Annotated in this window: 28 protein-coding genes; 10 read left to right on the top strand and 18 right to left on the bottom strand. The window is 51.7% G+C overall.

Annotation, left to right across the window (positions count from 1 at the left end; all coding sequences use genetic code 11):
- Positions 1–202 precede the first annotated feature (202 nt).
- The 5 genes from H7F11_RS11040 to H7F11_RS11020 all read left to right on the top strand — a co-directional run bounded on the left by H7F11_RS11040 (position 203) and on the right by H7F11_RS11020 (position 3,448).
- On the top strand, positions 203–715 hold the full coding sequence (locus H7F11_RS11040; RefSeq protein ID WP_193649342.1) for a peptidylprolyl isomerase: 513 nt from the start codon (positions 203–205) through the stop codon (positions 713–715).
- Entirely contained in the window at positions 684–1,493 is an 810-nt protein-coding gene (locus H7F11_RS11035) for a UDP-2,3-diacylglucosamine diphosphatase (protein ID WP_227485437.1), read from the top strand. Before H7F11_RS11040 ends, H7F11_RS11035 begins: the two co-directional genes overlap by 32 nt.
- Before the next feature lie 112 nt (positions 1,494–1,605).
- Positions 1,606–1,824 (top strand): hypothetical protein, encoded by a 219-nt coding sequence (locus tag H7F11_RS11030; RefSeq protein ID WP_193649343.1) that lies wholly within the window; start codon positions 1,606–1,608, stop codon positions 1,822–1,824.
- The gene (locus tag H7F11_RS11025; protein WP_193649344.1) at positions 1,808–2,641 is read left to right on the top strand and encodes a hypothetical protein; all 834 of its coding nucleotides are present in this window, start codon (positions 1,808–1,810) and stop codon (positions 2,639–2,641) included. Before H7F11_RS11030 ends, H7F11_RS11025 begins: the two co-directional genes overlap by 17 nt.
- A gap of 33 nt (positions 2,642–2,674) precedes the next feature.
- Complete coding sequence (locus H7F11_RS11020) at positions 2,675–3,448, top strand: TSUP family transporter (RefSeq protein WP_193649345.1); 774 nt, start codon at positions 2,675–2,677, stop codon at positions 3,446–3,448.
- 26 nt (positions 3,449–3,474) lie between these two features.
- Here the strand turns inward: H7F11_RS11020 and H7F11_RS11015 are convergent, their stop codons facing one another.
- A complete protein-coding gene (locus H7F11_RS11015) occupies positions 3,475–5,175 on the bottom strand; it encodes a 2-isopropylmalate synthase (protein ID WP_193649346.1) in 1,701 nt (566 codons plus the stop codon).
- A gap of 141 nt (positions 5,176–5,316) precedes the next feature.
- On the opposite strand from H7F11_RS11015, the gene H7F11_RS11010 reads away from it, so the two are divergent.
- On the top strand, positions 5,317–5,802 hold the full coding sequence (locus H7F11_RS11010; protein WP_193649347.1) for an Lrp/AsnC family transcriptional regulator: 486 nt from the start codon (positions 5,317–5,319) through the stop codon (positions 5,800–5,802).
- 98 nt (positions 5,803–5,900) lie between these two features.
- Here the strand turns inward: H7F11_RS11010 and H7F11_RS11005 are convergent, their stop codons facing one another.
- The 5 genes from H7F11_RS11005 to H7F11_RS10985 form a co-directional block, all read right to left on the bottom strand.
- Positions 5,901–6,269 (bottom strand): DUF202 domain-containing protein, encoded by a 369-nt coding sequence (locus H7F11_RS11005; RefSeq protein WP_193649348.1) that lies wholly within the window; start codon positions 6,267–6,269, stop codon positions 5,901–5,903.
- Positions 6,262–6,546, bottom strand: a complete 285-nt coding sequence (locus tag H7F11_RS11000) for a DUF202 domain-containing protein (RefSeq protein WP_193649349.1) — start codon at positions 6,544–6,546, stop codon at positions 6,262–6,264. Before H7F11_RS11000 ends, H7F11_RS11005 begins: the two co-directional genes overlap by 8 nt.
- Positions 6,524–6,865: a DUF202 domain-containing protein gene (locus H7F11_RS10995; RefSeq protein WP_227485436.1), complete on the bottom strand. Its 342-nt coding sequence runs from the start codon at positions 6,863–6,865 to the stop codon at positions 6,524–6,526. Before H7F11_RS10995 ends, H7F11_RS11000 begins: the two co-directional genes overlap by 23 nt.
- Positions 6,866–6,928: 63 nt before the next feature.
- A complete protein-coding gene (locus H7F11_RS10990) occupies positions 6,929–7,351 on the bottom strand; it encodes a tetratricopeptide repeat protein (RefSeq protein ID WP_227485435.1) in 423 nt (140 codons plus the stop codon).
- A 106-nt stretch (positions 7,352–7,457) separates the two neighbouring features.
- Positions 7,458–8,222, bottom strand: coding sequence for a hypothetical protein (locus H7F11_RS10985; protein ID WP_193649350.1), 765 nt, complete (start codon positions 8,220–8,222; stop codon positions 7,458–7,460).
- Positions 8,223–9,005: 783 nt separating this feature from the next.
- On the opposite strand from H7F11_RS10985, the gene H7F11_RS10975 reads away from it, so the two are divergent.
- The gene (locus H7F11_RS10975; protein WP_193649352.1) at positions 9,006–9,248 is read left to right on the top strand and encodes a superinfection immunity protein; all 243 of its coding nucleotides are present in this window, start codon (positions 9,006–9,008) and stop codon (positions 9,246–9,248) included.
- 192 nt (positions 9,249–9,440) lie between these two features.
- On the opposite strand, the gene H7F11_RS10970 is transcribed toward H7F11_RS10975, so the two are convergent.
- From H7F11_RS10970 to H7F11_RS10945, 6 genes are all read right to left on the bottom strand, one after another.
- Positions 9,441–9,860: a tetratricopeptide repeat protein gene (locus tag H7F11_RS10970; RefSeq protein ID WP_193649353.1), complete on the bottom strand. Its 420-nt coding sequence runs from the start codon at positions 9,858–9,860 to the stop codon at positions 9,441–9,443.
- A gap of 184 nt (positions 9,861–10,044) precedes the next feature.
- Positions 10,045–10,605 (bottom strand): hypothetical protein, encoded by a 561-nt coding sequence (locus H7F11_RS10965; protein WP_193649354.1) that lies wholly within the window; start codon positions 10,603–10,605, stop codon positions 10,045–10,047.
- Between the two features lie 232 nt (positions 10,606–10,837).
- The gene (locus tag H7F11_RS10960; protein ID WP_193649355.1) at positions 10,838–11,713 is read right to left on the bottom strand and encodes an HAD-IIB family hydrolase; all 876 of its coding nucleotides are present in this window, start codon (positions 11,711–11,713) and stop codon (positions 10,838–10,840) included.
- A gap of 44 nt (positions 11,714–11,757) precedes the next feature.
- Entirely contained in the window at positions 11,758–13,902 is a 2,145-nt protein-coding gene (locus H7F11_RS10955) for an HAD family hydrolase (protein WP_193649356.1), read from the bottom strand.
- Positions 13,903–13,939: 37 nt separating this feature from the next.
- Positions 13,940–15,373, bottom strand: coding sequence for a glycoside hydrolase 100 family protein (locus tag H7F11_RS10950; RefSeq protein ID WP_193649357.1), 1,434 nt, complete (start codon positions 15,371–15,373; stop codon positions 13,940–13,942).
- A 38-nt stretch (positions 15,374–15,411) separates the two neighbouring features.
- Entirely contained in the window at positions 15,412–16,335 is a 924-nt protein-coding gene (locus tag H7F11_RS10945; protein ID WP_193649358.1) for a PfkB family carbohydrate kinase, read from the bottom strand.
- A gap of 150 nt (positions 16,336–16,485) precedes the next feature.
- Between H7F11_RS10945 and H7F11_RS10940 the strand changes: the two genes are divergently transcribed.
- Positions 16,486–17,913 (top strand): MFS transporter, encoded by a 1,428-nt coding sequence (locus H7F11_RS10940; RefSeq protein WP_193649359.1) that lies wholly within the window; start codon positions 16,486–16,488, stop codon positions 17,911–17,913.
- Positions 17,914–17,980: 67 nt separating this feature from the next.
- On the opposite strand, the gene H7F11_RS10935 is transcribed toward H7F11_RS10940, so the two are convergent.
- A complete protein-coding gene (locus H7F11_RS10935; RefSeq protein ID WP_227485434.1) occupies positions 17,981–18,538 on the bottom strand; it encodes a mechanosensitive ion channel domain-containing protein in 558 nt (185 codons plus the stop codon).
- 82 nt (positions 18,539–18,620) lie between these two features.
- On the opposite strand from H7F11_RS10935, the gene H7F11_RS10930 reads away from it, so the two are divergent.
- Entirely contained in the window at positions 18,621–19,481 is an 861-nt protein-coding gene (locus tag H7F11_RS10930; RefSeq protein ID WP_193649360.1) for a fumarylacetoacetate hydrolase family protein, read from the top strand.
- A 14-nt stretch (positions 19,482–19,495) separates the two neighbouring features.
- On the opposite strand, the gene H7F11_RS10925 is transcribed toward H7F11_RS10930, so the two are convergent.
- The 4 genes from H7F11_RS10925 to H7F11_RS10910 form a co-directional block, all read right to left on the bottom strand.
- Positions 19,496–19,888, bottom strand: a complete 393-nt coding sequence (locus H7F11_RS10925) for a group II truncated hemoglobin (protein ID WP_193649361.1) — start codon at positions 19,886–19,888, stop codon at positions 19,496–19,498.
- Between the two features lie 3 nt (positions 19,889–19,891).
- Positions 19,892–21,778, bottom strand: coding sequence for a biosynthetic arginine decarboxylase (gene speA / locus H7F11_RS10920; RefSeq protein ID WP_193649362.1), 1,887 nt, complete (start codon positions 21,776–21,778; stop codon positions 19,892–19,894).
- 64 nt (positions 21,779–21,842) lie between these two features.
- On the bottom strand, positions 21,843–23,252 hold the full coding sequence (locus tag H7F11_RS10915) for a PhoH family protein (RefSeq protein ID WP_193649363.1): 1,410 nt from the start codon (positions 23,250–23,252) through the stop codon (positions 21,843–21,845).
- Entirely contained in the window at positions 23,249–23,728 is a 480-nt protein-coding gene (locus tag H7F11_RS10910) for a peroxiredoxin (protein WP_193649364.1), read from the bottom strand. Before H7F11_RS10910 ends, H7F11_RS10915 begins: the two co-directional genes overlap by 4 nt.
- 117 nt (positions 23,729–23,845) lie before the next feature.
- On the opposite strand from H7F11_RS10910, the gene H7F11_RS10905 reads away from it, so the two are divergent.
- Positions 23,846–24,316, top strand: coding sequence for a Fur family transcriptional regulator (locus tag H7F11_RS10905; RefSeq protein ID WP_193649365.1), 471 nt, complete (start codon positions 23,846–23,848; stop codon positions 24,314–24,316).
- Between the two features lie 50 nt (positions 24,317–24,366).
- Here H7F11_RS10905 and H7F11_RS10900 read toward each other — a convergent pair whose 3' ends face one another.
- Positions 24,367–26,274, bottom strand: coding sequence for a peptidoglycan D,D-transpeptidase FtsI family protein (locus tag H7F11_RS10900; protein ID WP_193649366.1), 1,908 nt, complete (start codon positions 26,272–26,274; stop codon positions 24,367–24,369).
- Between the last annotated feature and the right edge of the window lie 54 nt (positions 26,275–26,328).

The raw sequence follows: 26,328 nt of genomic DNA, 5'->3' as shown, positions 1-26,328 counted from the left end.
CAAGAACAACAACGGCGCGAAACAAAAGTCGCTGCAAAACACCCGTGGCAACCACCGTTTTTGGGATGAATGCCCTGCGTCATGATGCTTGCGCCTATCGACAAAAGCTAGGCTGACGCTTTACTCTTCTCACTCGCTGCCGCTGACCCAGTGGTGAATTTATTCTGAACAGGGTGGATCCCTGCAATCCCGAGGAGTCTTCATGACCAATCCACAAGTCGTACTGCACAGCAACAAGGGCGATATTATCATCGAACTGGATGCCGAAAAGGCCCCCAACACGGTCGAAAACTTTTTGAGCTATGTTGATGAAGGTTTTTTTGATGAAACGATTTTTCATCGGGTCATTCCCGGTTTCATGATTCAGGGCGGCGGTTTTACGGCAGATATGCAGCAGAAAAAAACCCATACGCCCATTCAAAATGAAGCAGAAAACGGTTTGAAGAACCTGCGCGGGACTCTGGCCATGGCCCGCACCAACGATCCCCATTCAGCCACAGCCCAGTTTTTCATCAATCTGACCGACAATGATTTCCTCAACTTCAAAGCCGCTTCGGGTACCGGTTGGGGCTATGCGGTCTTTGCAAAGGTAGTCAGCGGCATGGAAGTGGTGGACGAAATCGCCAAAGTGCCTACCGGCAATAAAGGTATGCACCAGGATGTGCCCAAGGAAACCGTCACCATTGAAAAGGGCGAGCGTATCGCTACGGCCTGATATGCCCTATCTGGATGTGGATTTTGAAGACGGACCGATCTGGTTCATTTCTGATCTGCACCTGAGCCCCCAGCAGCCTGCCCTGACCCGGCTTTTTCAGCAGTTTTGCGAAACCCGGGCTAAAGAAGGGCAGGCTATTTTTATTCTCGGGGACCTGTTTGATTACTGGGTCCATGCCGATCAATCCCGGGAAAGCACCTACGCCGAAGTGTTTGCGAACCTGCAGCAATTGGTTACAGCAGGTATTCGGGTCTATGTGATGGTTGGCAACCGGGATTTTGCCTTGAGCAAAAACTTGCTCGCGTCCTTTGGCCTTATTCCTATTCCCGACCCGATGGCCTTGCGCCTGGATACCCAAAATATCCTGCTCACCCATGGTGATCTGCTCTGTACGGAAGACCGACGCTATCAGATTTTTCGGCGGGTGATTCGCCATCCCTTGATGCGTCTCAGTGTCGGTAATCTCCCCTACTCCTGGTTGCAAAAACTGGCGACGGGCCTGCGGCGGGGAAGCACTCGCGCAGTCCAGAAAAAATCCCTGAATATCACCGACGCTCATCCTATGGCCATTCAGACGGCTCTGCATCACGGGATTGCGGATCAGCACCTGGAGCAGGGTTTTGATGTGCTGGTACATGGGCATACGCATCGCCCCGTCTGGGAACACACTGACGCTGGCTGGCGAATGGTGCTGGGTGCCTGGAGCCCGGATGCAGCCTGCATTGGACGTTGGGCGGCTGGTCAGTGGTCGCTGGAAAAAATAACGCTCATTCCTTAGGCTTCTGAAATACGGAGCGATGGCAGAAATTTACCCCTAAAACCTGTAATCTTCATCCTTGCCCGGATCATGCTAGACTAGGTCCAGTTTCTGGAGAATTCAGGAGATATTGATGAAAATAGAAAAAATACATGGCCAGGCCAAACGGCCAAAACCGCGTCTGGGTGTTCACCCTACCCGTATCGAGAAAGACCAGACGGTTTACAACCGCAAAGTCAAACATCGTGGCAATAATGGTCATCAGGGAGAGGGGCATACCGTGACGATGCGTCATCGTCAGCGTAGGCCCCTTTCTGCTTCCACACTATCTAATAATGGCTGCATCGCTTAAACCACAGCCCGTTGAATCCGGCTGGCTGCTGCGCTGGTGGCGGGATTCTCTGATTCTGCTGCGTGCTTCGCCCCGGTCTTTTGCGCTGCTTTATCTGGTACTATTGCTACTGAATATAGCCTGGCAGCCGCTTGTACTGAGTATTCCCATCTCCTGCATTGTCATGGCAATTATATTTGCCGTCGCCATGGCGATTCATCAGGGTAGCACGCAGTTGACCGACGTTGGCCGCAGCATTCGCGACGTACCCTGGTGGCCCCTCTTGCGGCTCATCCTGGAAATTGCCCTGCTGGTTGCGGCACTGCTGATGCTGATGCTGATATTCCGGCATTATCTGCAGGGTATATTCAGTCAGGATCATATTTCCTCAGCGGCGACTTTGCACAATCTGAAATCTGCCGACTGGCAAAAGCTGCCGGACTGGTTACGTTCGCTCATCACCAATGCCCTTGGTACCGCACAAACCATGCTGGGTAATGCATTTTTGCTGCTGTCTGTTGGCGTCATTGTCACGGGTATCACCCAGAGAGGCTATCTAGCCCTGCTGGCAGGATTCCAGGCTGTGCTGGCCAATGTTCGGGTCTGGCTGGCTTTCTTGCTGGCCAGCCTGCTGCTACAGGGGTGCATCACCTTCATTTCGGCACGCTTGCATACTTATGCTGCGGCACTGCTGGTATCCCTGGTAGGGGTGGCCTTATTGATACTGGTTGGGCTGTACGGCTGGTGTTTTGTGCGCGAGACTTTCGGTCTGCCCGGCGCTCAGATAGCCAAAAAGGCCGCCGTCCTGGCCCGGAAAACTGCGGCGGCGCATGCCTGAAAATTTTCTGCTGATCCTATAAAAATCCTCCTCATGATGTTTCTGAACGTTGCAGATATGGGCCTTGGACTAGCCGCAGGATTTGCAGGCTTTGTCGATGCTGTTGTGGGTGGAGGTGGACTGATCCTGCTGCCCGCTCTTTTTGCAACCTTTCCCCAGACCGCACCGGCGACGCTGCTCGGCACCAACAAAGCCGGCGCTATCTGGGGAACTGGTGCCGCCTTCCTGTCTTATGTCCGGCGCGTGCGCATCCCCTGGAAAACCGTTCTCCCAACTGCCCTGGCGTCTTTGACGGGGTCATTGATCGGGGCGGATATGGTCACTCGTATCAATGGCGACGATTTTCGCCGTGCCCTGCCCTTTGTGCTTGCTGGCGTATTGATATACACCCTCATGAACCGACAGCTGGGTCAGGTGCATCAACCCCGTTTCTCCCAAAAGACCGCCATTTTTCTGGGCATAGGTGGTGGCTTGCTCATCGGCTTTTATGACGGCTTTCTGGGTCCTGGAACCGGTAATTTTCTGGTTTTTGTATTCATTCTCATCTTTGGTTTTGATTTTTTACATGCCAGCGCCAGCGCCAAAATAGTCAATTTCTCGTCAAATTTTGCGGCACTGGTTCTGTTTGCCAGCAAAAATCATGTGCTCTGGCATCTCGCCCTGTTTCTGGCCATGTGCAACATGCTGGGCAGTCTCATGGGTACCCGCATGGCAATGACGCATGGAACTACTTTTGTACGCCGCCTGTTCATTGTTGTCGTGCTGGTCCTGATTGCCAGAACGGCCTGGGAGGCCTTTGGCGGATAGTAGATCCATTTAGCCTCCCTCCTTGCTCATCCCTGTTTCTGCGCATCGTTCTGATGAAGACGAACCACCGCTCCCGCCTTACCAATGGCACTCAGCACAGACTGCAAGGCGGCTTCGGTGGTGTCTTCACCAAAAGATACTGCTGAAGCGGTTCCAGCGGATTCCACACCGACCCGGGCGCAGGCCATGGCGCGGGCACCAGTCCCGGCTCCCAGGGCGTGCTGATCAAATTGCTCCACTTCGGCGTAAATGCCAGCACCCTGAATCAAGGCATCTACCAGCGCCCCTACGGCCCCACTCCCCTTCCCTTGCAAAATGCGGGGATGCGCTTCCGTGCCCATTACCACTGAGGCAATGACCTTTTCGCCTTCACGCTGCAAGCGGTAGCGTTGCATCTGCCAGTCGGTATTGCGCTGCACAAAATGACTTTCAAACAAGGCATATATTTGCTTCGCCGTGATCTCGCCGGATTGCTCTTCAGTCGCTTTCTGCACAACGGCACTGAACTCCTGAGCCAACCAGCGCGGCAAGGAAATGCCATAATCCCTTTCCAGTACATGGCTGACCCCGCCCTTACCAGATTGACTGTTAATGCGCACCACCGCTTCATAGTTGCGGCCCAAGTCGGCAGGGTCTACAGGCAAATAAGGCACCTCCCAAACAGCCACATCCTGTCCCTGACGGTGATTGATGCCCTTGCGAATCGCATCCTGATGGCTGCCGGAAAATGCGGTATAGACCAGTTCACCAAACCAGGGATGGCGGGGAGAAACCGCCATTCCCGTACAACGGGTGTAAATTTTGCTGATGGCCTCCCCCATGGACAGGTCCAGCCTCGGATCAAGCCCTTGAGAATACAAATTCATGGCCATGGTGAGAATGTCCATATTCCCGGTACGTTCACCATTCCCGAAGAGGGTCCCCTCAACCCGGTCAGCACCCGCCAACACCGCCAATTCTGCTGCAGCCACCGCACATCCCCGATCATTGTGGGTATGCACGCTGACTTTAACGTGCTCCCGTCCCCGCAAATGGTCGCAAAACCATTCAATCTGATCTGCAAACACGTTGGGCATGGCGGATTCGACTGTAGCCGGCAAGTTCAAAATAACCGGCTGCCCCTCTTCAGGATGCCAGACGGACATCACGGCTTCGCAGATTTCAACGGCATAATCCAATTCCGTATTGCTGAAACTTTCAGGGGAATACTGAAATGTCCACCGGGTCTCCGGGAAACGGGCCGCTCCGGCTTTTACCCACTCGGCACCGCGCACGGCAATAGCCTTGACGCCCTCTTTATCCAGACCAAACACCTGTTCACGCTGCGCCGGACTGGTCGAGTTGTACACATGCACAATGGCGCGCTGCACACCTTGCAGAGCCGCATAAGTACGCTCAACCAGATTTTCTCGTGCCTGGGTCAAAACCTGGATGGTCACATCCTCAGGAATCCGTTTTTCCTCAATGATTTTGCGGACAAAGTCAAAATCAGGCTGCGAGGCGGCGGGAAAACCCACTTCGATTTCCTTGAACCCCATCCGTACCAGCAAATCGAACATTTCCATTTTCTGGGCCACACTCATGGGCGACACCAAGGCCTGATTGCCATCGCGCAAATCCACACTGGTCCAGATGGGTGCATGATGCATGCGCCGGTTGGGCCAACGACGATCCGGCTTGTGAACCGCCGGGAAAGCCCGATAACGACGATGATTAAAGTTGTTCATGATGACTCTCCTGCCTGCTCAAGACGATGGGAGAACTATACGCGGCATTATCCGGCAGGTGCTTGCGAATTTTGACTTTATCGCCGCTGTTCGCGCATTATTATTGCTATAATGGTCTTTTTTTAGATGGAATATTGTGCCATGAAAAATGGAGAACCCAAAATGCCCCTGGACCGGTATGATCGCCGCATCCTTGAAGCCTTACAAAAGGATTCCAGCCTGAGCAATCAGCGCCTCGCTGAAAAAATTGGCCTCTCCCCTTCCCCCTGCCTGCGCCGGGTGCAGGCACTGGAAGAAGCAGGCATCATTCGCAAACAGGTGGCCTTGTTACAGCCGGAAAAAATCGGGCTGGAACTCATGGTGCTGATGCACATCAGCATGGACCGCCATACCCCCGAACGCTTTGAGCATTTTGAAGCAGAAATCAAAAAATCAGACGAAGTTCTGGAATGTTATCTGATCACCGGGCACGATGCCGATTATCAGTTGAAAGTGGTCCTGCGCGACATGGCCCACTTTCAGGATTTCTTACTGAATCGCCTGACCAGAATCGAAGGCGTGACTGGCGTGCATTCCAGCTTTGTGTTGCGGAAAATGATCGATAAAACCGAATTTCCTATTTATTGAGAACCTGATTTTCTCAAGCCAACTTGCAGGTGTATTCAACCAATTTAATTGTCAGCAGTGCTTTCGATAGCATCAAGATGTTTTATTTTATTATCTTTCTATTCCTGCAATAAATCAGCTGGTTTAACATCTCCTGATTCTCGCAAAAATTTCTGATAATGACTTTTCACACGAAAATATCGAGCTAGTGCATACCCGCCCAGCAGGATGGACATCAGCAGGAAAAAACCCCCAATGCCAATAATCCAACCATATTTAAAAAAACGAATAAATATCAAACCTGTTACGTTGAAGTCCAGTGTTGTACGCATAAAAGCATACAGTGTGCGTTTATTTGCTGCTACGGTTCTGTCCATAGCCAGCCAGTCCTGAAGTACCAGGTCTTTTTTCTGGTAACAGTGAAAATAACGACGATGGACATCCATGTGCAGTGCGTCCAGCCAAGTAATGTTTGAATGGCTACTCATGATGCAAATTCCGATGATGCAAATACGCCTGCACAAGCAAAAACAATCCCGCCACCAACATCATGCCCGCAAAAATCAATCCCAGATAAATCACCTCATCCCATATTTTTCCATTGAATATGACCAGAAAAACAATCGTAGCAACAACGGCAGTTATGAAAATTTTGATATAATCATTGAACGTGCGGGCAGCAGCAAAAACCGTCCGATCCATCGCCATCCAGTCCCGCAATACCATTTTATCGCGATTATAATCATCGTAGGGATATCGGTACATATTTTTCTCCCTTCTCCTGTTCATCGTTTTCTTCAGTTTGCAGCTCTGTTACATACGCATGATAGTTCTTTTTTCTTCCCAAATAGATGCGGAATCCGGTCAGCCACAGGATCACGCCTACCGCAAGCGTCAGATAACCTAAAGCTGACCAACTATTCGCCCCAAAAAATCGTATAAAAGTCATTCCTGCAAGAATGAGTACCAAGGCTGTCCGGGTAAAGGACAAGATGGTTCGTTCGTTGGCGAGAATGGTGCGATCCAGCGCCAACCAGTCCCTCAGGATAAAATTATGGGCTGAAAACTTATTTAGATAAGGCAATATTCTCCTCCTGTTATTGACTGACTGCCCTAAAATTTGGATATCAATGACGCCATCGGCATTTTAAGCTGCGGAATCGAGCAGGAATTGGGCTCGACGGGCCACATCAGCGGCCTCGCTTCGCGCAGCGGTCTTCCACCAATGAATCGCCCTATTGATATCACGTGATACACCCCATCCATGCGCATAAGCATTGCCCATCATAAGTTCTGCCTGCGGATAAAGATTGTCAGCACTCTTACGCCACCAATAGGCAGCTTCACTCAAATTTTGAGGAACACCATCACCTGTTGCATACGCCAGTCCTAGACGATATTGATCTGGACCATAACCATGTTCGGCACCAGCACGCCAATTGGCCAGCGTGTGCGCCGTCACCGAAATACTTGATAAGGCAGAAGTAGCATCGGAACTTGCCATTGCGCCAATAGGCATCAACATTAAGCCACACATAAAAATAAACTGCTTGCCAGGCATATTGGTCATTTACGGACTCCTCGAATCAGTAGTTGCGCTCGCGGAGGAATATCATTCAGCCGAAAAACGCTTATTTGGCTTTAAAAGTGTTGAATGGTCCCTACAGTATGGACCATTAGGACGGTTGTTTGGTTTCATCGGCAAGACGGATACCTGAAGCTATTAAAGACGAAGAGGTCCCTGAATAGTTCGAATATAAGACATGACCACATTGAAATAACGCATAACCGTCCACCAGATGACTTGTGGTCTGAATGTCTTTAAGCCAAGTATGCTGACTGACGCTCCAGAAGCCTGGACTATCCGGCATTGCTAGTTCGGCAATAATGGCTACATCGGGGAGCGTCTTGCGTATAGCGGCGGAGAAAAAACGAACAATATGCGCATATTCGGTCGGTCTATTTTCATAAGATGCCACGCGAAGAATGATACCATTTCCCTGAGCGGAAATTTTTAGCAGTTTTGATAACGCTGGGGGGACTTGTGCCTCGTTCCTTTTTGCTGAAGCAAAACCGCTTCCATGTAAGCCCAGAACCCTTAAGGATGGGGCTAAAATCGCATATTTGCCGTGCGCAAATGCCAATTTACCGAAAAGCTGAGCCAAGCTTACCGGATGATGCCATTGTCCTTTAGGACTCTCTTCACCAAGGCTTAAAATCCAATTGTTCGGCTGAGCATGCGTCAAGGCGGAGAAGGAGTTTATATTACTACTCCAATAGGCCCGATCGCTAGGATTTGAAGTAAATTCTACTTTGGATTGATAACAAGGATTGGTTCCCTCCACCAATATAAAATGATTATTATTACCATTCATAAGCGGTGAAGACCCAGATGCTGGTAAAAAATGTAACCATAAGCTAATTGGTATCAACCATAACATTGTCAACTTCTCCTAATATTTGAAATTCAGGCCTATCATCGTCAGTTACATGGTTACAAACGATAACCTCCAGCCCCTCCTATACAAAGTCATTCCCTGTGAATAGCGGAACTCTACAGCAGCAGTACGAGTCTAGATAGTATACGTCATTCTGCTTTCAGGAATAATCATCGATATGGTAGTGCAAACGCTGCTATTTTTAGTCACACCTAAAAAGGCCAGGTGAATGATCAGATCAGAATTCCACCTGCTTCCTTTGTATTTCTCTGCACTAAAAATATTTGCAGTTTCACTAGCTATACTTATATTCTACTTTTTGCCATCACTGTGGTATGGAATTGCAAAAAAAAAGGAACAAGCACAAGTTGTACATTTTTAATTTTCTATTTGGATGGAGTGTCATTGGCTGGTGGTGGTGCTGGGAACTAGCCGCATCAAGAAGGTCCTTCAATAGTGGTCCTTCTTTCAAAAGAGCTTTCATACGTAGCTTGTTCAGCATGATGATTGTTTGTGGCGTAATAATCATAACTACCATCATTAAGCTCGATTTGCAGCCAAATGCTATAGATGATACGCAAATCACTGTTATCAAGCCTTCATGGATGATAGGTAATGTAAAATCAAAAATACACTATAGTTCTCATGAAGATGTATAGAGGTGCTATGATTGTGCAGGCAATAAATAGGTTGCATTATACTTTTTAGCGCTGGTTTTTATTGTACAAATCAAAAAAAAATACTGGATTGTCATATAAATATCTTAGCCATTACAGGGGATAGATAATGCTACACTGGATTTTACACAGTCCGACGGGATTTACTGTTTTATTGATGATAGGATTTATGATAATAATAGCCATATATATTTTACCAGTGTTATTGGCTTGGAGCTTGAAAAGTCCTTTCTTCCTGGGCATCACCACACTGGATTTGCTGTTAGGCTGGACAATTATTGGCTGGATTGTAGCCTTGGTCTGGGCGCTGGTCTCTGGAAACGGTGAATTATTTGATGAAGAAAACCCATAAAGAATCTGATCACTCTCTTCCGTTTTTTATAACAGGGTTTGTGACATGCCAACGAAAAGAGTGGCGGTTCTTACTGGACTCAAAAATCCGTTCAATATGCGTGTGGCCCTGATGACCAATCCAGAATAACCTGAATGCCGCGAATAGACCTACCACGAGGAGTTTCAATATACACTTGAGCACAAAACTTACTCATCTCTTGCGATCTTTCGCTGATTGTTGCCACCAATAAACGGCTTTGTGCCTATTCGGCGGCACACCCTCGCCGAAGTTATAGGCGAAGGCCAAATGAAAAGCCCCATTGGCATTCCCGGCATGGGCCGACTTACGAAACCAGGCATCTGCCTTTTGCCAGTTTTCTGGAACATTTTTACCATGCAAGTAGTCCACACCCAAGGCATTTTCTGCTGCAGGATCTCCAGCTCGCGCCCATTTTTCAATTTCACGCAAAGGCATTCCCGCTACAGATTCCGGCAGTTCCATCTCATGTATTCGGAATGCAGGCACTTTGTGCACCAGTAACTCATCTGCAATTGCTACACCGGATGTCCAGCTTAACCCGATGACCCCAAAAAGGTAAAAAATAAATTTGCGATATAATAATGGATACATATCAGCTTCCTGACATCTGAAAATGCCCCGTAACGTGGAGCTGAATCCGTTCAAAACAGCAACGAACTCCCGGCAGATGCCTGATTCCAAGAGGCCTTTGGAGTATTCGCCAACAACATCATCATCTGCTGCTAGTGTTCAGACACCGCGAGCTGGTCTTTGGGGTGTGTCTGGCAACTCTTGATTAAATGGGCAACTTGGGATTTTCGGTTTTCTCCGGATGTTTCCAGCGTACCGACAGCGTCTCATGACCAGATAAAGGACCTGCCGAGACAGCCGTTGCAGGAGATTTATGCACCGGTGTCAGCCGCTCCGTTCCCGGCAAAAGTCCATGAATCATCATCACGGGTTCCGGAAAATTGAATGCCGGGTTGATGAAAGGACCGAAAGAGACGCGCATAAGCTGATTCATTTGCGCGATCTGCTGATCCATTGCCACCTGCATGGAGCGCATCTGCCACAAACTCTGATTGATCAGCGCTTGCCCCTGTACTGGAGAGAGATGGCCGGCGGTCACCTGCAAATGTCCGGGAACACCCTGCGCCCCCCAAGTGAATGTTTGTACCCGGATGATGCCACCGGGAATATGAATGGTCCTGCTCTGCGCAGAAACGGGAATCGAATGACCATCCACTGAAACATAGGTCGTCGCCGCATGGGCGATGGGCAAGGCCATTGTCGCGCCGAGAAGGGGTAAGCTCGCCAGGGCAAGCCACCGGCGTTTCGAGAGAGGGTTTCTTTTCATGGCTATCCTCCTTACTGGAAAAAACCCTGAGATCAAAACAATCGGAAGGAAGTTTTCCTCCGCCTGAAGAGACCGGAATTTTTACCCGAAAGTTCCCGGCACATCGTGCCAATTTTGACGGAACACTGACTGCTCCATGTTCTGCATCAGGATTTGTATCTCTGGAACGGGCAGAGTCTGGTCCTGAATGAAAGTGACAAAGCCCTCCAGACAACAGCTGTTTTGAGCTTTTTTATGAACAAGCAGGCAACTTCATCCACGCCGCCGTTTCGGGCAGATAATGCGCGAGTCCCTCCAATACTCCCGCGCTGTAGTTCCCGTTCATGCCCAGAAATCCTCCATGGGCAATATAAAGGGTGCCCGCCAGATCCGACGCTGCAGCCATACGTATGGCCTCTTCCTGGACCCCCTGATGGGCGTTGGCTACCAGCACGGAGTGAATATGGCTGCCTAACACCTCCAGATCGTTACCCGAATCACCGGCAAAAACCGTGCGCTCGTTGGGATACGCACGCTGTTGACCGAGAAATTCTATGGCATGGAGCTTGCTGGCGCTGCTGGGCAGAATATCCAACAAACCCGTATCGGTCATTTCATCGAATGACAAGACCAATCGCGCATTAACCCCGATGCCCCAAAGGCGGCGGAGCAGTTCCGATTCCAGGATGTCGCGATTGATACCCATATCCACCTGGTAACTGACCTTGAATATTCCCTGCTGTTCAGCTGGCTGCAAGGTGAAGGCGGAAATATCGGCAAATTCTGTAGTAATATCCTGATGTGTCATTCCTCCCCAGTCAGGGCCAATTTCTGCAGACCAATGATCCCAATGACGCCAATGTCCTTCTTCACGGGTGTAAATGCTTGTACCGACATCACCGATGATAAAATCGGGAACAGGTAGTTGCCATTGCTCAATGGCTGCGGTAACCAGTTGCAGATGGCGGCCGGTTACCAAGGCCAGGTGTACAGCAGGATGGGCGCAAAGCTCCCGAAACAAAGGACGGGCCTGTGCGGATTCGGTCTGGCTGCCGTTAGGAATCAGGGTTCGATCCAGATCACAGCAGAGTAATACTGTCGGAATGTTTTCCTCTGTTGCGTTCATCATGCTTGTCTCCTGCTCCATTCATGTCAGATCACCATTTCCCTTGCTCAGATCGCTGCGTTATTGCTCAGGAAATCATAATGCGTGATGGCCTCCATCGCTCCTGGTAGCCCACTTGCCTGAGATTGATAAATATCCTCATGTTGTTGCAGATCTTTTTCTCCGCCCACCTGGGCAGCCAGAATATTACCTCCCAGCAAATCGAGATCCGCACGGGCACTACCGACGACCAGTACGTGATCGAGGGCGATGTCATGGCGATCCGCCACATAACGGATAGCGAACCCCAAGGAAGCGCGCTGGGGTACAACCAGAAATTCCTGCGAATTGAGGGTTATCAAGCGGCTGGGAATATCGCAGTTGTGAAGCTGATCATTCAGCACGGCCAATCCCTCAAATTCGGCATGGTCATGGATGAAACCATGCACGGCATAAAATCCCTGACCGCTGCGGCCTACAATCTGCACGCCAGGGGTTTCTGCAAGCAGGTCGTATACCCGATCGCCTTGCCAATCTACTCCAATGTGGCGGCTCCAACCCTGATCGCGGGAGAGGCTGGAACCATAATGAATCTGGGTCCCTCCACGGGTTATAAGAATATCAGGAACGTTCATGCGGCGCTGCTTAAGCAGCGCCAGCAACTCATGGAGGGGACGAAAACTGACCAAACCAAAGGCTATTTTTCGCCGATGGCGATGCAGCATAGCGACCAGTTCTGCCTGTTGCCCCGGAATGGGTGCTGGATCAAGCAAACGGGCACCCAGAAACAACAGCCGATCGGCAGTAATACGTTCGTCTGTCGGGATAATATCTTGTCGCTGAGGAACGGTGAGGGGCAATTCATCCAGTGCGGTCAGGTATTGGTCAACGTGGGTCTGCCAGGAATAATACCGACGCACCCCGGCAATACCGTTCTTGGCATAACTTTTCCAGATAGCCTTATCGCTCAGCATGCTGAGCAGCTTCTCGCCGATTTCTTCGACATTCAGGGGATCAATCAGCACGCCGTTTTGACAATTGGCGATAATATCTTTGGGTCCTCCGTCTTCAGTCGCCAGGATCGGCAACCCGCAAGCCGCCGCCTCAATGAGTGTCAGACCAAATGGCTCGGTCAGGGCCGGATTGATGAAAACACCTCCCAGGCCTGCCGCCCAGCGATAGAGATCTGGTACGTCATCAGGACGGTGGTAGCGGGGATAGGCGGCTCTTCCGTAAAGATCATAACGATCAATCAACAGCAGAATTTCCGTCAATACCCGCCGTGGACCGGCGGCCATGTCACGAATGTCATCGCGTGTTCCGGCCACAATCACCAGATTGGCGCGCGCCTGCAAACCCGGATTTTGGCCATAGGCATGAATCAGACCGGCAATATTTTTTCGTTCGTCAGGACGGGACAGGGCAAGAATAGGTGGCTTTTGTGGTGCTCGTAAAAAACGGCGCAATTCTGTGCTGATGGGCGGCGAGGGTTGAGGGCCGGGTTCAAAGCGGGAAACATTAACCCCTGGCGGAATCACCCGCATCCGCTCAGCATTAGCCCAATCATACATCCCGTATTGTCTATCGATCTCGTCCTGGGTACTGGTGATGATCAGGGAGGCAGTCGCCAGAATTTCTTCCTCAACACGGATACGCTGGGACAGGCGATATTTTTTCTCCAGGGTGCGCTCTGACTCTCCAGAGGCCAAAAGGCTTTGGCGCTTGCTGCGCCCGAGGGAATGTCCGGTATGCACCAGAGGCACACCGAGTTGTAAGGCCAGGCGCATACCCACATAGCCCGCGTCGGCGTAGTGAGAATGGATAAGACTCGGAGATTGCTGGCGCAGATACTCCATGGCGTGATCACTGAAACCATCCAGATGGGGCCACAGGCCTTCCTTGGGCAGGTATTCGTCAGGTCCTGCCGGAAAACGAATAATATGCGCCTTCGGCAAGTCAGGCAGGGTCTCGTCTTGCCGGGCGTAATCATCAGCCACGTGCGCATCCTGAATCCTCCGGGTAAGCAGATCGACCCTCCCGACCCGAGGATCTGTGGCAAGCGCACGCAGCAGTTCGACGACATAGAGAATCTGACCGCCCGTATCCGCATCGCGGCCCAGTTCCAGATTCTGGCCGCGAATCAGTCCGTGAAGGCTGATAAGGACCAGATGGAGTTGGGCTGAATTCGGCTTGCTTTCCGGGCGATTGTCCATTATCCACCCCTCACCATATGCTTCCGAAACATATTACCTACTCCTCTGCACTCTCCGTGGCTTCGTCCAGGGTTTCATCGAACCCCAGCCGCTCCAGAAGACCCGGCTCATCTAGGAAATAGCGCGCAAGTAATAGTCCTGCAGCGCTCCACACCTGTCCGATATTGGCCCGACGACCTACCAGACGTCCAAGACGGCCGTCGTAATATTCCGGCCAACGGTCGGCAAACAGGCGTGGCTCAACCATTTGCCAGGCCCGCTCTGCCAGATCCATGCGTCCCGCTTTGATAGTTGCCGCCACCAGGGGCCAGATCATGACCGGCCAATTGCCACCATTGTGGTAAGACCAGGGGATATTTTTAGGGTCGGACCCCGTGATCAGCCGCCATTCATCCCCCTCAACGGCGGGATAAACGAGTTTCATGGGGACTCGTCCAATCAGGTCGTTCCAGCGCTGCTCAATCAAGCTGGTCAACGCCTGTGCCTGAGCAGTCGTGGCCATGCCCGTAGCCAGCATCAACAGGTTTCCCTGAGCGAAAAAGCGAAAATCCATACGCCCGGGCCCCAGATTTCCTACGAAAAAGCCGGCACCGTCGGGAAGCCAGTCCTGGACCCAAAGAGGAATGGATTCCGGGTGGATATTGAAAAGATTTTCAATATTGACTCCGAGCATTTCCGTTTCAAAGCGATAAATCCGGTTAAGGACGTCCATATCCAGCCAGTAATACTGCTGTACATAAGAACGCAATACGTTTCTGCGGCGCTGTGCCAAATCCACCAACCATTGACTGCCCTGCTCTGGAAGCAAGAGGGAAGCACAGCGCAGGGTAGCATTGAACAGCGCCTGAATTTCGATGGGATGACCATTGACGCCCATACGTCGATCAATCATGAAGGAGGCATCAGGAACCAGCAGGGTCGGAAAAACCTCAAAGCGACTCTGCAAACACAGGCTCAGAATCATCCGCAACATGCGCTGGATTTCGGGGCTGTGGGCAAAACCCAGGTCACCTGTATACAGCACGTAGGCATGCAGAAGCATCGACCACCACATCATCGAGTCCACCGGGGCTACGCGGCCAATGGCCCGATCACCAAAGTCTGCCAGCACCTCCTCTTCTCCACGGTCATTACGCTGCACGCGAAACGAGGCAGGCATAACCCCGGGAGCAATCTGCTGCCCTTCAAGTTCTTCCTGCTGTCCTCTGAGCTGCATAATCAGATGCAGGAAGGAGCGGACGACGTCAGCCCGGTTTTCCAGCAGCAGAATCAATCCGACGGGGAAAAAATCCCGTACGAAGCAATCTGCATAATTTTCTGCAGGGGCCTTGGGGTCGACGCTGGCTGCCGTACCCACCAGTTGCCCTCCATAGAAGACACCAGCAGCCTCAATCAGTCGATAGGCATCATCCAGGGCTGGACTGACGCCATGGTACCGGGGTTTATTGAAACAAGGTTCATTCTCGGCCAAAGGCTTTTCTCCTCACAGCTGATGCTGGGCTAGTGCCTTCACATTGGTTTAGACAGACTTTTGCCTTGGGTCCAGAGACTCATGAACGATTCATAAAAATCCAGGGAATCCGGCGTCGCACCTTGCAGAGCGCAAACTGCAGCCGCCAATTCCCCACCCCGGCGCAGGCGTAATTCCGGACTTTCCCCCCGCAGCAGGCTCCATAACCAGGCGGCAGAAAATGCATCACCCGCTCCTACCGTATTCACCAGATTATTTACTGGTTCAGCAGCCGCTTCATAAAAGTCTTGATGATCCCAGTAGGCAGAGCCTTCCGGTCCACAAGTCAGCAACACCGACTCCAATGAAAAATGGTCTGCGAAAACCCGCATCTTGTCGCATAGCGCAGGCCAAGAGCGTAGCGAATAAACGGCCAGCAAAGTTTCCAATTCATCAACGTTACATTTCAGTATAGATGAATCAGTCAGTAACGGGGCAAGCGTGTCAGGCGTCCACCAGGGTGCCCGTAAATTGATATCGAGAAATCGCTTGTTACTGATGGAAGCTAATTTTTGCAAGGTTTGTCGGGATGTACCGATTTCCCGCAAGGCAAGAGAACCGTGATAAAGCCAGGAAACAGGTTCAGGTAATTTTTCGGGGAATGGAATGCCGTCATAAGCCTGATGGGGTAGAATTTCGAAGCGGTGACCTTCTATCGGGTCAGGTAGCACCTCCACACGCCCGGTTGGCAAAGTCTTGCTGACTGCCACCCCTGACAAGGGCATCTGCCATTGCCGCATATGATCCAGGATATTCCTGCCATTGATGTCATCGCCCACCTGGCTGATAAAAATGGCGGGCACTCCCAAGCCGCGTAAATGACGCGCCACATTAAAGGGCGCGCCCCCAAGGCGCTGGCTGTCGCCGAAGTCATCGACCAGACATTCGCCGAAAATCACTCCAAAACGCTTAAAATCATGCATGCATCTCACCATATAGAAAGCATAGGTCACTGACAAGCAAACCCATTTCTCGGGCCACATTGAACTATTTACCCAGATAGTCATCAATATTTTATATACCCATGATTTTTACACCAATGCAACTTATCACTCAACGTGAGGGGTCTTGCCATGCCTGTAAAAACAACAGCCGAACAGCATCAACCCGGAAACCCGATATTTTCCAAGGAGCGCAGAAGTCTGGCCCATGCACGCTTCGCCACTGTGCTGAAAATCCTGAATGAACCAAGGCGCTGGATATCGGTCTGGTTTCTGTCCTATGCCCTTCTGGGCGCCATTTCTTCAGGCCTCCTCCCCATCCTTTTACCATTGATGATTGTTGGCTTAACCCATCATCTCAGTTGGGTCGCCTATGTAATGGGGGGATTTAATTTAGGACTCCTGAGTTCACCGCTCTGGGGCTTTCTGGCAGACAGCAAACACTGGCATCGCCCGCTTTTTTTGGCTGGTTTTTTGATGCTGATCATAGCCCTTGCGCTCATGCCTTTTCTTCCGGGGCTTTTGCCCTGGAGTCTGCTGGCCCTACTGGCAGGAGCTGGTACCTCGGCTGTGGCCACCGTGGCCAGCTTATTCATTGTCGAATTTGATCCCAAAGACCATTGGGAGCCTCGTCTTGGCTGGTTGCAGACTTTTAATGGCGCCGGACAGGTGGTCGGCCTACTGGTTGCCAGTGCTTTTGTGGCCAATTTCAAGATGGGTTTAATCTGCTCGGCACTGGCATTAATTCCAGCCATATGGCTGGGCGCCAAAGGTCTGCCCGCTGCTGCAAAACGTTTTGACTGGTCTGCAGAAATTGGCAACCAGATGCGTCGGGAAATGGATTGGCGACTGCTGGCCAATTTTGGGCGTCCCGAACTGTTGGGAGGTGGGGTAATGCGCTTTTCCCATCATTTATCTCTGCGGGGTGGTAAACGCTTTAAGGAAGTCTTGTCCACCCGTTTCGGACGTTTTTTGTTCTCCTGGTTTGCCGTGGCTTTCGGCGTTGCCGCCTTTTTTGCCTATTTTCCCGTAGCCATGCAAAAAGCTTACAGCGTGGCCCCCGCCTTGACTTCCAGTGTCTATGCAGTGACGGCTGCCGTTGCCCTGATCCTCTATTCTGTGGGTGGACAACTCTCTGGAAAGTTTGGCGCCGGACGGGTATATCGCTGGTCGCTCATCGGACGACTGCTTGGCTTTACCCTGCTGTTGGCCGTCTTTTTTACACCCATTCCCAAAACCTTCGTGGCCCTGTTGGGTTTTGTCCTGATTATTGCCGTATGGCCTTTGCAAAGCATCTCGGGCACGACTCTCACAGCCCGGCTGACACCGTTCAGCCAGGGTGCCGCCATGGGTTTATTTAATGCCAGTGGCGCGGTAGCTACCGTGCTGGGTACTTTTCTGGGAGGACCGCTGGTGCAGTTCATCGGTTACCCCGCACTATCTGCCATGGCCATAGTGGGGATTATTCTCGGTTGGGTAAGCGGACATAATCTTCAGGCAGAAAATGTGCCGCTCGCCACAGAGGCGGCAGCCAGCGCAACTGCGGGATCTACCATATAAAAATGGAAGACTGTTACAAGAAGTCTGACTGAACATCTAAACGAAAAACATGCAATTCCGGAGAAAATTATTCACTTTTTTTCTTGTCGCCCACATCCGGTAAACGGCGGATCACGCGCTGAAAGAAAAAATTATTGGGGATGACGACCACGGCGCCATCGTCCTGTTTGAGCTCGGTAAACATCAGGTTTTCTTCAACCACTTCACCGATGAGTGCTTCGGGGAAAATTTCGATACGCTGACCTAAACGTAAGGGCTGCCAGAACCAGATAAAAAACTGCGCGGTTATATTACTGACCATCGCCCACAAAGCCAGCATTCCAACACCGATTACCGCCAGCAGACTGACAAAAGTCGTCCAGATGGCGGTCACATCCACCGCCCAGACGCGCAGGACGACCACCCAAACCAGAAGCCATAAAAACCAGGTAGTTATGCGTTTAAAAACGATGCCATAACCATGGGAAATGGTGCGCCGTGATCCCAGAAAAGACAGCAGGTGATTGATGGCTTTACCGTACCAACGCAAAATGACATAGCTGCCCAGTACGATCAGTACCGTATAAATCGCTCTATGCAATAGCCATTCGGGATCTACATCAATCCCGTATACTGTCATTACCATGTCCTGTCCTTGCCGGGCATTTTATAGGCGCACCTTAGCCGAGGTGCTAGTATATGGCAACAAACAAGGCAAGGAGTAAGCATTGAAACTCAGTAAAATCAGTAGCAACAGCACCGTCGAATTGGCGCTCTGGCGCGGTCGGGACTTGCTGTCCCTGCGGAATATCGCTCCGCGTTTGACCCTGATGGATTTGCTCGGCGCGAGTGCCAGCCTGCGCAATGATCTGGAACAACGACTTAATCGTGCGCATGCCCAGGACCTGCTCGATCCCGCGCAACTGAATTTTCTGCCCCCCTTACCCGAAAACTGCAAAATCCTCTGCGCAGGGCTGAATTACCAAAGTCATGCCACGGAAGTTTCCGCTCCGCCAGCGGAATATCCCAACTTTTTTATGCGTTACGAAGATACTCTGGTGGGACACGGTCAAACCCTGCGTATCCCTTCCAGCTCCCGGGAACTGGATTACGAAGGAGAACTCGCTGTGGTTATTGGCAAGTCCTGCTTCGGGCCCATGAACGATACACAAGCGCTGGATTGCGTGTCGGGTTACACCATTTTCAACGATGCCAGCGTCAGGGATTTCCAGTTTCGCGCCAGTCAGTGGACCCTGGGCAAAAACTTTCCGGCGACGGGCGGATGTGGGCCTGTGGTAGTCAGTGCCGATGAACTCCCTATGGGAGCCAAAGGCCTGGCCTTGCATACGTTAATTGATGGTACGGTCATGCAGACTGGCAATACGGCCGATCTGATTTTCAACGTTGCGTCACTGATTCGTGCCCTGGCGGCAGTCACACCCTTGCGTTGTGGAGACCTGATCATTACCGGAACCCCGGCCGGTGTAGGATTCACCCGCAATCCACCGCGCTTTTTACGGGCCGGCGAACACTGCGAAATACGTATTGAAGGCATCGGGTCGCTCATCAATCCGGTCACGGCAGATTAACCAGGCACGCAGCACTAACGATTGCGCATGAAATCTGCCGTACGCTGCAAGGCGGTCTGTAAATGCGTATACACTTCGGGTGGCATTTCCTGTTCCTGCATGGAGCGCAACATGCAGGCCATCCATTGATCCCGCGCCTGGTCATCTACCGGAAAGCTGGCATGGCGCGCCCGCAGGCGGGGATGTCCAAACTTTTCGACATACAAATCCGGTCCACCCAGCCAGCCTGAAAGAAACAAAAACAGTTTCTCCTTGGATTCTGCCAGGTCGGCCGGATGCATTTCCCGCAAAGGACTGCGCCATTGGGCTTCACTGTCCATCAAGTCATAAAAACGATTGACCAATGCCCGGACCGCGCTTTCGCCGCCCAGCAGGGTATAAGGAGAAGTTTCAGGTTCAAGAATCACAAATCACTCCAGATAGGTATAGCCATGCAGACCATCGGCAAATTGTTGCAGGAAAAGATGCCGTTGCTCAGGGTTGAGATGGGTACATTGATCGACTTTTTTCTGATAACGCGCCAGTAAATCCGGAGCAGAAAACTGCACGTAATTCAATACCGATTCTACGGTATCTCCGGCCACAGGCTGCTCCAGAAGAACCTGACCCTGCGCATTACAAACCACATTCACCGAATCCGTATCGCCGAAAAGATTGTGCATATCACCAAGAATTTCCTGATAGGCACCCACCATAAATATACCCAATATATAGGGCTTGTCATTTTGCACGGCATGAACCGGCAAGGCCGGCGTCAGGCCTTCTGCGGTCACATAGGCGTCAATCCGACCATCGGAATCACAAGTAATATCTTCAATCCGGGCGCGACGTTTTGGTTCTTCATTTAAACGCTGGATAGGCATAATGGGGAAAATCTGGTCAATCGCCCAGACATCCGGCAAAGATTGAAATAACGAAAAATTCACGAAATATTTATCCACAATTTTTTCGTCCAGTTCATCCAGAATATCCCGATGCGCCCGATTATGGGGGTCCAGAAAGCGGCGCACCTGCCAGATAACGCGCGCGTAAATTTCTTCCGCCTGCGCTCTTTGTTCAATATGCAGCAGACCAAGATTAAATTGTTGATGCACTTCACCCAGCAGGTAAATGGCTTCCTGATAAACCTCCAGGGCATCGGAAGCCTGCGCATTCTCCAGGCGTTGCAACAGCCGTTGCCATTCCTCGGTGATTCCCTGCGCGGCAGTTGCAGACAAGGGCAGCTCTCCTGCTGCCATTTCCACATCTGTCACATTCGTCAACAAAATGGCATGGTGAGCGGTCAGAGCCCGGCCCGATTCCGAAACCACATGGGGCTCCGGCAAATTTTCCTGGCGGGACACCTCAGCCAGGGCACTGACAATGGCATGTGCATAATCGCTGACATGATAGTTGGTCGAGCAATAGGCACGCGAATGGGTTCCTTCGTAATCCACCCCCAGACCGCCGCCTACGTCCACGACTTCCAGTGCCGCACCCAGACGCCGCAACTCGGCATACAGTCGCGCGCACTCGCGCATGCCGCCCTTGATAAACTGAATATTTGGAATTTGCGAACCCAGATGAAAATGCAGTAACTGCAGACTTTTCAGGGCATTTTCCCGGCGTAGATGTTCAAGCAAATCGAGAATATGCGCGGTGGACAAACCAAACTTGGATTTTTCTCCACCCGTATTCTGCCATTTTCCGGCACCTGCCGAAGCCAGCCGGGCGCGAACGCCAATGCGGGGTTGGACACCAAGATCCCGGGATTCACTGAGGATGAGCGGTAATTCCGATATTTTTTCCACCACCAGATAAACCCGCAAGCCCAGCTTTTCGCCGCTCAAGGCCAAACGAATATACTCGCGATCCTTATAGCCATTGCAAATGACTGTTCCGCCTACGGGCATTAAGCCCAGCACGGCCAGTAATTCCGGCTTGCTGCCTGCTTCTAGACCCACATTGCCTGAGCCCGCCCGCAGAATTTCTTCCACAACCCGACGTTGCTGATTGACCTTGATGGGATAAACCGGGGTATAGCCCCCCTGATAGCGCGTATCCTGCATGGCGGCCGTAAAGGCGCCACGGAGTTTTTCTACCCGGTGACCGAGAATTTGTGGAAAACGCAGCAGACAGGGCAGCCCCAGGGAGTGTTCTCCCAATTCGCTGGCCACATCAGCCAGTCCAATCGCCGGACTGTCCGCACGCGCATCGGGCCGCACCAGCATTTGCCCGTCTTCGGCGATGTCAAAATAACCCTCGCCCCATTGCTGAAGATTGTAAAGATGACGACTATCGGCCACCGTCCAGCTCATGCCCGCTCTCCCCCTCAAAAGCCTAGCGCAGTCTAAGGGTTCTGCAGGCCACCCGACAAGTCATCTATAGAGCTTCGTTGGCAAAATCCGCCAGTCTTGAGCGTTCTCCACGGCGCAGGGTAATGTGGCCGCTATGTGCCCAATCCTTGAAGCGATCCACCACATAGGTCAGACCCGAGGTGGTTTCCGTCAGGTAGGGCGTATCAATCTGGGCAATATTGCCCAGGCAGACAATTTTGGTGCCGGGGCCTGCCCGGGTAATCAGGGTTTTCATTTCCTTGGAGGTGAGATTCTGGGCCTCGTCGATAATGACAAATTTCTCCAGAAAAGTGCGCCCCCGCATGAAACTCATGGATTTCACGCGAATGCGTTTGTTTAGCAAGTCCTGGGTCGCACTGCGCCCCCAACTCCCGGCTTCATCGCTGCTGCGCGCCAGAATTTCCAGATTGTCTTCCAGCGCACCCATCCATGGCTGCATTTTTTCTTCTTCAGTCCCCGGCAGAAAACCAATTTCTTCGCCTACTGGTACCGTTGCCCGGGTAATAATGACTTCCGAATAGCGTTTATGTTCAAAAACCTGATCCAGAGCGGCCGCCAGGGTCAGCAGGGTTTTTCCGGTGCCGGCATGACCCAGCAGGGTGACAAAATCAATGTCTGGATCCATCAGCAGATTCAAGGCAAAATTCTGCTCAGGATTACGGGCGATAATTCCCCAAACAGCATGACGATCATGTCGATAATCCGTGATCCGCTCGATGATGGCATGTTCAGGATGTACTTCGCGGACAATAGCCGCGAATTCATCGGCACCAGCCTCCCCCTGATTCAGGGCAATAAATTCATTGGCATGCCAATGCTGAATGGCCGGACCGCTGATTTTGTAAAAACTGCGCCCGCTTTCCTGCCAGGCATCCAGATCGCGACTGTGCTGGTCCCAGAAATTTGCACTGAGAATTTCTGAGCCTGTGTACAATAAGTCCGCGTCTTCCAGGGCCCGGTCATTTTCGTAGTCTTCCACGCGAATACCCAGGGTCCGGCCCTTGATGCGCAGATTGATGTCCTTGCTGACCAGAATGACATCTTTTTCAGGGTGACGATTTTGCAAGGCCAAGGTGACCGCAAGAATTTCGTTATCAGCCTTACCACCCGCCAGATCTTCCGGCAAAGCCTGCTGGTAGGCCGCCGTCTGAAAAAACAGGCGGCCCTGGGCGTAGGGTAAAGGCAGGCCCTGATCCAGATCCGCCGTATCCGTCAGCAGTTCATCGAGCCTGCGACTGACCTGACGGACGTTACGGGCCTGCTCGCTGAGTCCTTTTTTATGCTGATCCAGCTCTTCCAGAACAATCATGGGAAGCAGAATGTCGTGTTCCTGAAAGCGGAACAGCGACGCTGGATCGTGCATCAGGACATTGGTGTCGAGAATATAAAGCCGTGGTTTTTGGGGCTCCTTGGCAACCGCTTTACCGGCACTCATGGGAGTTTTTTGACAATATCAAGTATCGCCGCCGCATGACCTGCCGCTTTGACCTTGCGCTCCACATAGGCAATTTTGCCTTGCCGGTCAATAATAAAGGTACTGCGCTCTACGCCAATACTGACTTTGCCATACATGTTTTTTTCCTTGAGCACATCAAAAGCGGTGCAGAGTGCTTCGTCCGTATCTGCCAGAAGAGGGAAAGGGAAATTGAACTTGCAGGCGAATTTTTCATGGCTGGCCAGAGTGTCGCGGGAAACGCCCAAAACTTCTGCGCCAGCCGCCTGAAAATCAGGATAAAGTGCCGTAAATTCCTGACCTTCTGTGGTGCAGCCGGGAGTATCATCCTTGGGATAAAAATAAAGGACGACAATTTTGCCGTTGAGATCGCGCAAACGGATTTCTGAATCCTTGCCATAAGCAGCAGCGTGAAATTGCGGGGCATCTTGACCAACGGCGATTTTTTCTGAGGACATGGAAGACTCCTGAGTGAACCTGCTGAAAATCTAGCGCGGCTGATGCCCTGATGTCCAGCCATTCCCCGGATCACGGTCGGACTTGCACCCATGCAGGGGCTGCTCTAGCATGAACCCATGAAAAATCATGCGCATGATACGCCCTCCCCCACGCACAGTGATGCAGAAGTAACCCAGCTATTGCGGGACGCGGGGCAGCGCGTCACCAAGTTACGCGTTGCTGTTTACAGGACGCTTCTGGACGCGGAGCAGCCCCTGAGCCATCCCGAAGTACAGCAACGTCTGGAATCAAGTATCGCAAGCCCGGTAGATCGGGTCAGCTTATATCGCAATCTGGAGTGGTTAGTGGATATCGGCCTGGCCCACCGCATTACCGCTGATGATCGGGTCTGGCGTTTCAGTGCCCGGCGCCTGGAACAATCCAATCAGCATCCCCATTTTCACTGTGTTTCCTGTGGGCAGGTATTTTGTCTCCCGGAGAGCACGGTCTCCACGCCCACTCTTCCCAAGGATTATTCGGTCATCGAAATGGAACTGGTGGTGAACGGTGTCTGTGCCCATTGCGGTAAAAACAAAACCCCCAATTGAATTATTCTGGGGACACCTAAACAACATGACCGGGCCAATATGACCCGGTACTATGCCCCACCCCCGCCTTCACTCCAGATTTCGGCCTGAGCTCTGGAAACCAGCGGTGCCTCAAAACGGCAAATATGCTTACCCCCCTTGGGAGTGGGCACCATGAGTAATGCGCCCGAGTCGATATCTTCCGGATTAGTCATCTGATTGATCTGCATGAGATGGGCAACAGAACTGTGATACTGCTGGGCAATTTCTGCCAGATTCTGGCCGGGCATGATGGTGATGCGCATGGTCGGGCCATGATGGCAGGCAGGAGCCACATTCAGCTCCTGCAAGGCATGACGCATGGTCACCCGAAATACGGGTGCCGCTTCTATGCCCCCAAAATTCCATTTGAAATGACTACCGCGCAGGGAAACGGCCATCACCAGTTGGGGATGATTGCCGGGAGCAAAGCCGACAAAGGTGGCATTGGTGGTATGTCCATAAAAGCCGCCATGACCATTGGCCATATTGGCTGTACCCGTCTTGCCCGCTACATGATAGCCCTCAATGGCCGCCAAGATACCTGTTCCTCCCGGCTCCGCCACACTCTGCAGCCAGACTCGCAATTTTTTGGCCACCCAGGCAGGCATAATTCTCTTGGCGACTGGTGCCTGCCCCATGACCAATTCCGGTCGCATATGGTAGCCCCCGTTGGCAAAGGCGGCATAAGCATCTGCCAATTGCAGGGTGGTGACACTAACCCCATAACCCAGGGCAATGGTGGCATGGCGCGCCAGACTCCAGCTATGCCAGTTGGGAAGCACCCCTGAAGTCGCATCTACGAAACCGAGATCGGGTTTGCGCCCGAACCCGGCGCTACGGTACATATTGTAAATAATCTGCTCGGGGGTTTTGAGTGCAATTTTGGAGGCCCCGATACAGCTGGAATATTTGAGAATATGTTCAATATTCAGGATGTGATGGCGCACATCATCCGTGATGGCATAACCGTCCACCATCAGCGGATGAAACACATTGAATCGGGCATCAGGCTGAACACTGTGGCTCGCCAGGGCTGCCGCTACAACAAAGGGTTTCATCACTGAACCCGGTTCAAAGGCCTGATGCACGGCATTATTGGTATAGTCGGCAGGATCCATGCAGGAACCCTCTGCATTGGGATTGCAACTGGGTGCACTGACCATGGCCAGAATCTGTCCGGTATGCACATTCATCACCACCGCAGATCCATCTTTGGCGTGAAAATGATGCAGTGAGCGGGTCAGGGTAATATAGGCCCAATATTGAATCTGGGGATTAATGGTGAGCTGCAGGGGATGACCAAAATGCGAGAGTTTTTGCACTTTGGCCACGTGCACTATCTGGCTATGTCCATCCACCAGTGCCAGTTCCTTTCCGGGATGCGCCCTGAGCCAGGTGTTGTAACCACGCTCCAAACCTGCAGAACCCTGATGAGCCTGATCCACCAACCCCAGCAGGGGTGTTGTCACCGCGCCCATAGGATAATAACTGCGGCTGGTATCCTGCACATAAATGCCCGGCACCTGCAGTTTTTGTAGAGCCGTTCCGAACTCCGGAGCAATCTGACGTTCAATGTAGGCATAATCTGCTCCCCCACTGGCCACTCGACGGGCAAAACTGGCTTCGGAGAGATGCAGGGCATGACTGAGTGCTGCCCATTGGTCGTGGTGTTTATCCAGAATGGCAGGGTCCGCCCAGATGGTGACCGCATGAACATTCACCGCCAGAGGTTCACCATTACGGGCCGTGATGATTCCCCGACTGGCTGGCAGGGAAATAGCGCGTAAATAACGCATTTGGCCCTGCTGGCGCAGAGTGGACTGGTCCAGAATCTGCAGATAGATATCGCGAAGCAACATAACTGCAAAAGTCAGCAAGAGGACGATGATGACCAGACGCGCCCGTCCTGCGGGCAGGAATTTTACGGGTCTATCCATTGACAATACGGTTCAATAACAACAAATAGTTCTACCTGAAGCATTGGAGCAGTT

This window comes from Acidithiobacillus sp. HP-2 (assembly GCF_015100155.1).
Lineage (GTDB): Bacteria > Pseudomonadota > Gammaproteobacteria > Acidithiobacillales > Acidithiobacillaceae > Acidithiobacillus.
Note: the sequence above shows the minus strand (reverse complement) of the source record. Positions and strands in the feature narration are given on the sequence as shown.

Bases quoted from the DNA above. Each gene is read 5' to 3' on its own strand.
- H7F11_RS11040 (WP_193649342.1), top strand. From the start codon at position 203: ATGACCAATCCACAAGTCGTACTGCACAGCAACAAGGGCGATATTATC.
- H7F11_RS11030 (WP_193649343.1), top strand. From the start codon at position 1,606: ATGAAAATAGAAAAAATACATGGCCAGGCCAAACGGCCAAAACCGCGT.
- H7F11_RS11025 (WP_193649344.1), top strand. From the start codon at position 1,808: ATGGCTGCATCGCTTAAACCACAGCCCGTTGAATCCGGCTGGCTGCTG.
- H7F11_RS11020 (WP_193649345.1), top strand. From the start codon at position 2,675: ATGATGTTTCTGAACGTTGCAGATATGGGCCTTGGACTAGCCGCAGGA.
- H7F11_RS11015 (WP_193649346.1), bottom strand. From the start codon at position 5,175: ATGAACAACTTTAATCATCGTCGTTATCGGGCTTTCCCGGCGGTTCAC.
- H7F11_RS11010 (WP_193649347.1), top strand. From the start codon at position 5,317: ATGAAAAATGGAGAACCCAAAATGCCCCTGGACCGGTATGATCGCCGC.
- H7F11_RS11005 (WP_193649348.1), bottom strand. From the start codon at position 6,269: ATGAGTAGCCATTCAAACATTACTTGGCTGGACGCACTGCACATGGAT.
- H7F11_RS11000 (WP_193649349.1), bottom strand. From the start codon at position 6,546: ATGTACCGATATCCCTACGATGATTATAATCGCGATAAAATGGTATTG.
- H7F11_RS10990 (WP_227485435.1), bottom strand. From the start codon at position 7,351: ATGACCAATATGCCTGGCAAGCAGTTTATTTTTATGTGTGGCTTAATG.
- H7F11_RS10985 (WP_193649350.1), bottom strand. From the start codon at position 8,222: ATGTTATGGTTGATACCAATTAGCTTATGGTTACATTTTTTACCAGCA.
- H7F11_RS10975 (WP_193649352.1), top strand. From the start codon at position 9,006: ATGCTACACTGGATTTTACACAGTCCGACGGGATTTACTGTTTTATTG.
- H7F11_RS10970 (WP_193649353.1), bottom strand. From the start codon at position 9,860: ATGTATCCATTATTATATCGCAAATTTATTTTTTACCTTTTTGGGGTC.
- H7F11_RS10965 (WP_193649354.1), bottom strand. From the start codon at position 10,605: ATGAAAAGAAACCCTCTCTCGAAACGCCGGTGGCTTGCCCTGGCGAGC.
- H7F11_RS10960 (WP_193649355.1), bottom strand. From the start codon at position 11,713: ATGATGAACGCAACAGAGGAAAACATTCCGACAGTATTACTCTGCTGT.
- H7F11_RS10955 (WP_193649356.1), bottom strand. From the start codon at position 13,902: ATGGACAATCGCCCGGAAAGCAAGCCGAATTCAGCCCAACTCCATCTG.
- H7F11_RS10945 (WP_193649358.1), bottom strand. From the start codon at position 16,335: ATGCATGATTTTAAGCGTTTTGGAGTGATTTTCGGCGAATGTCTGGTC.
- H7F11_RS10940 (WP_193649359.1), top strand. From the start codon at position 16,486: ATGCCTGTAAAAACAACAGCCGAACAGCATCAACCCGGAAACCCGATA.
- H7F11_RS10935 (WP_227485434.1), bottom strand. From the start codon at position 18,538: ATGGTAATGACAGTATACGGGATTGATGTAGATCCCGAATGGCTATTG.
- speA (WP_193649362.1), bottom strand. From the start codon at position 21,778: ATGAGCTGGACGGTGGCCGATAGTCGTCATCTTTACAATCTTCAGCAA.
- H7F11_RS10915 (WP_193649363.1), bottom strand. From the start codon at position 23,252: ATGAGTGCCGGTAAAGCGGTTGCCAAGGAGCCCCAAAAACCACGGCTT.
- H7F11_RS10910 (WP_193649364.1), bottom strand. From the start codon at position 23,728: ATGTCCTCAGAAAAAATCGCCGTTGGTCAAGATGCCCCGCAATTTCAC.
- H7F11_RS10905 (WP_193649365.1), top strand. From the start codon at position 23,846: ATGAAAAATCATGCGCATGATACGCCCTCCCCCACGCACAGTGATGCA.
- H7F11_RS10900 (WP_193649366.1), bottom strand. From the start codon at position 26,274: ATGGATAGACCCGTAAAATTCCTGCCCGCAGGACGGGCGCGTCTGGTC.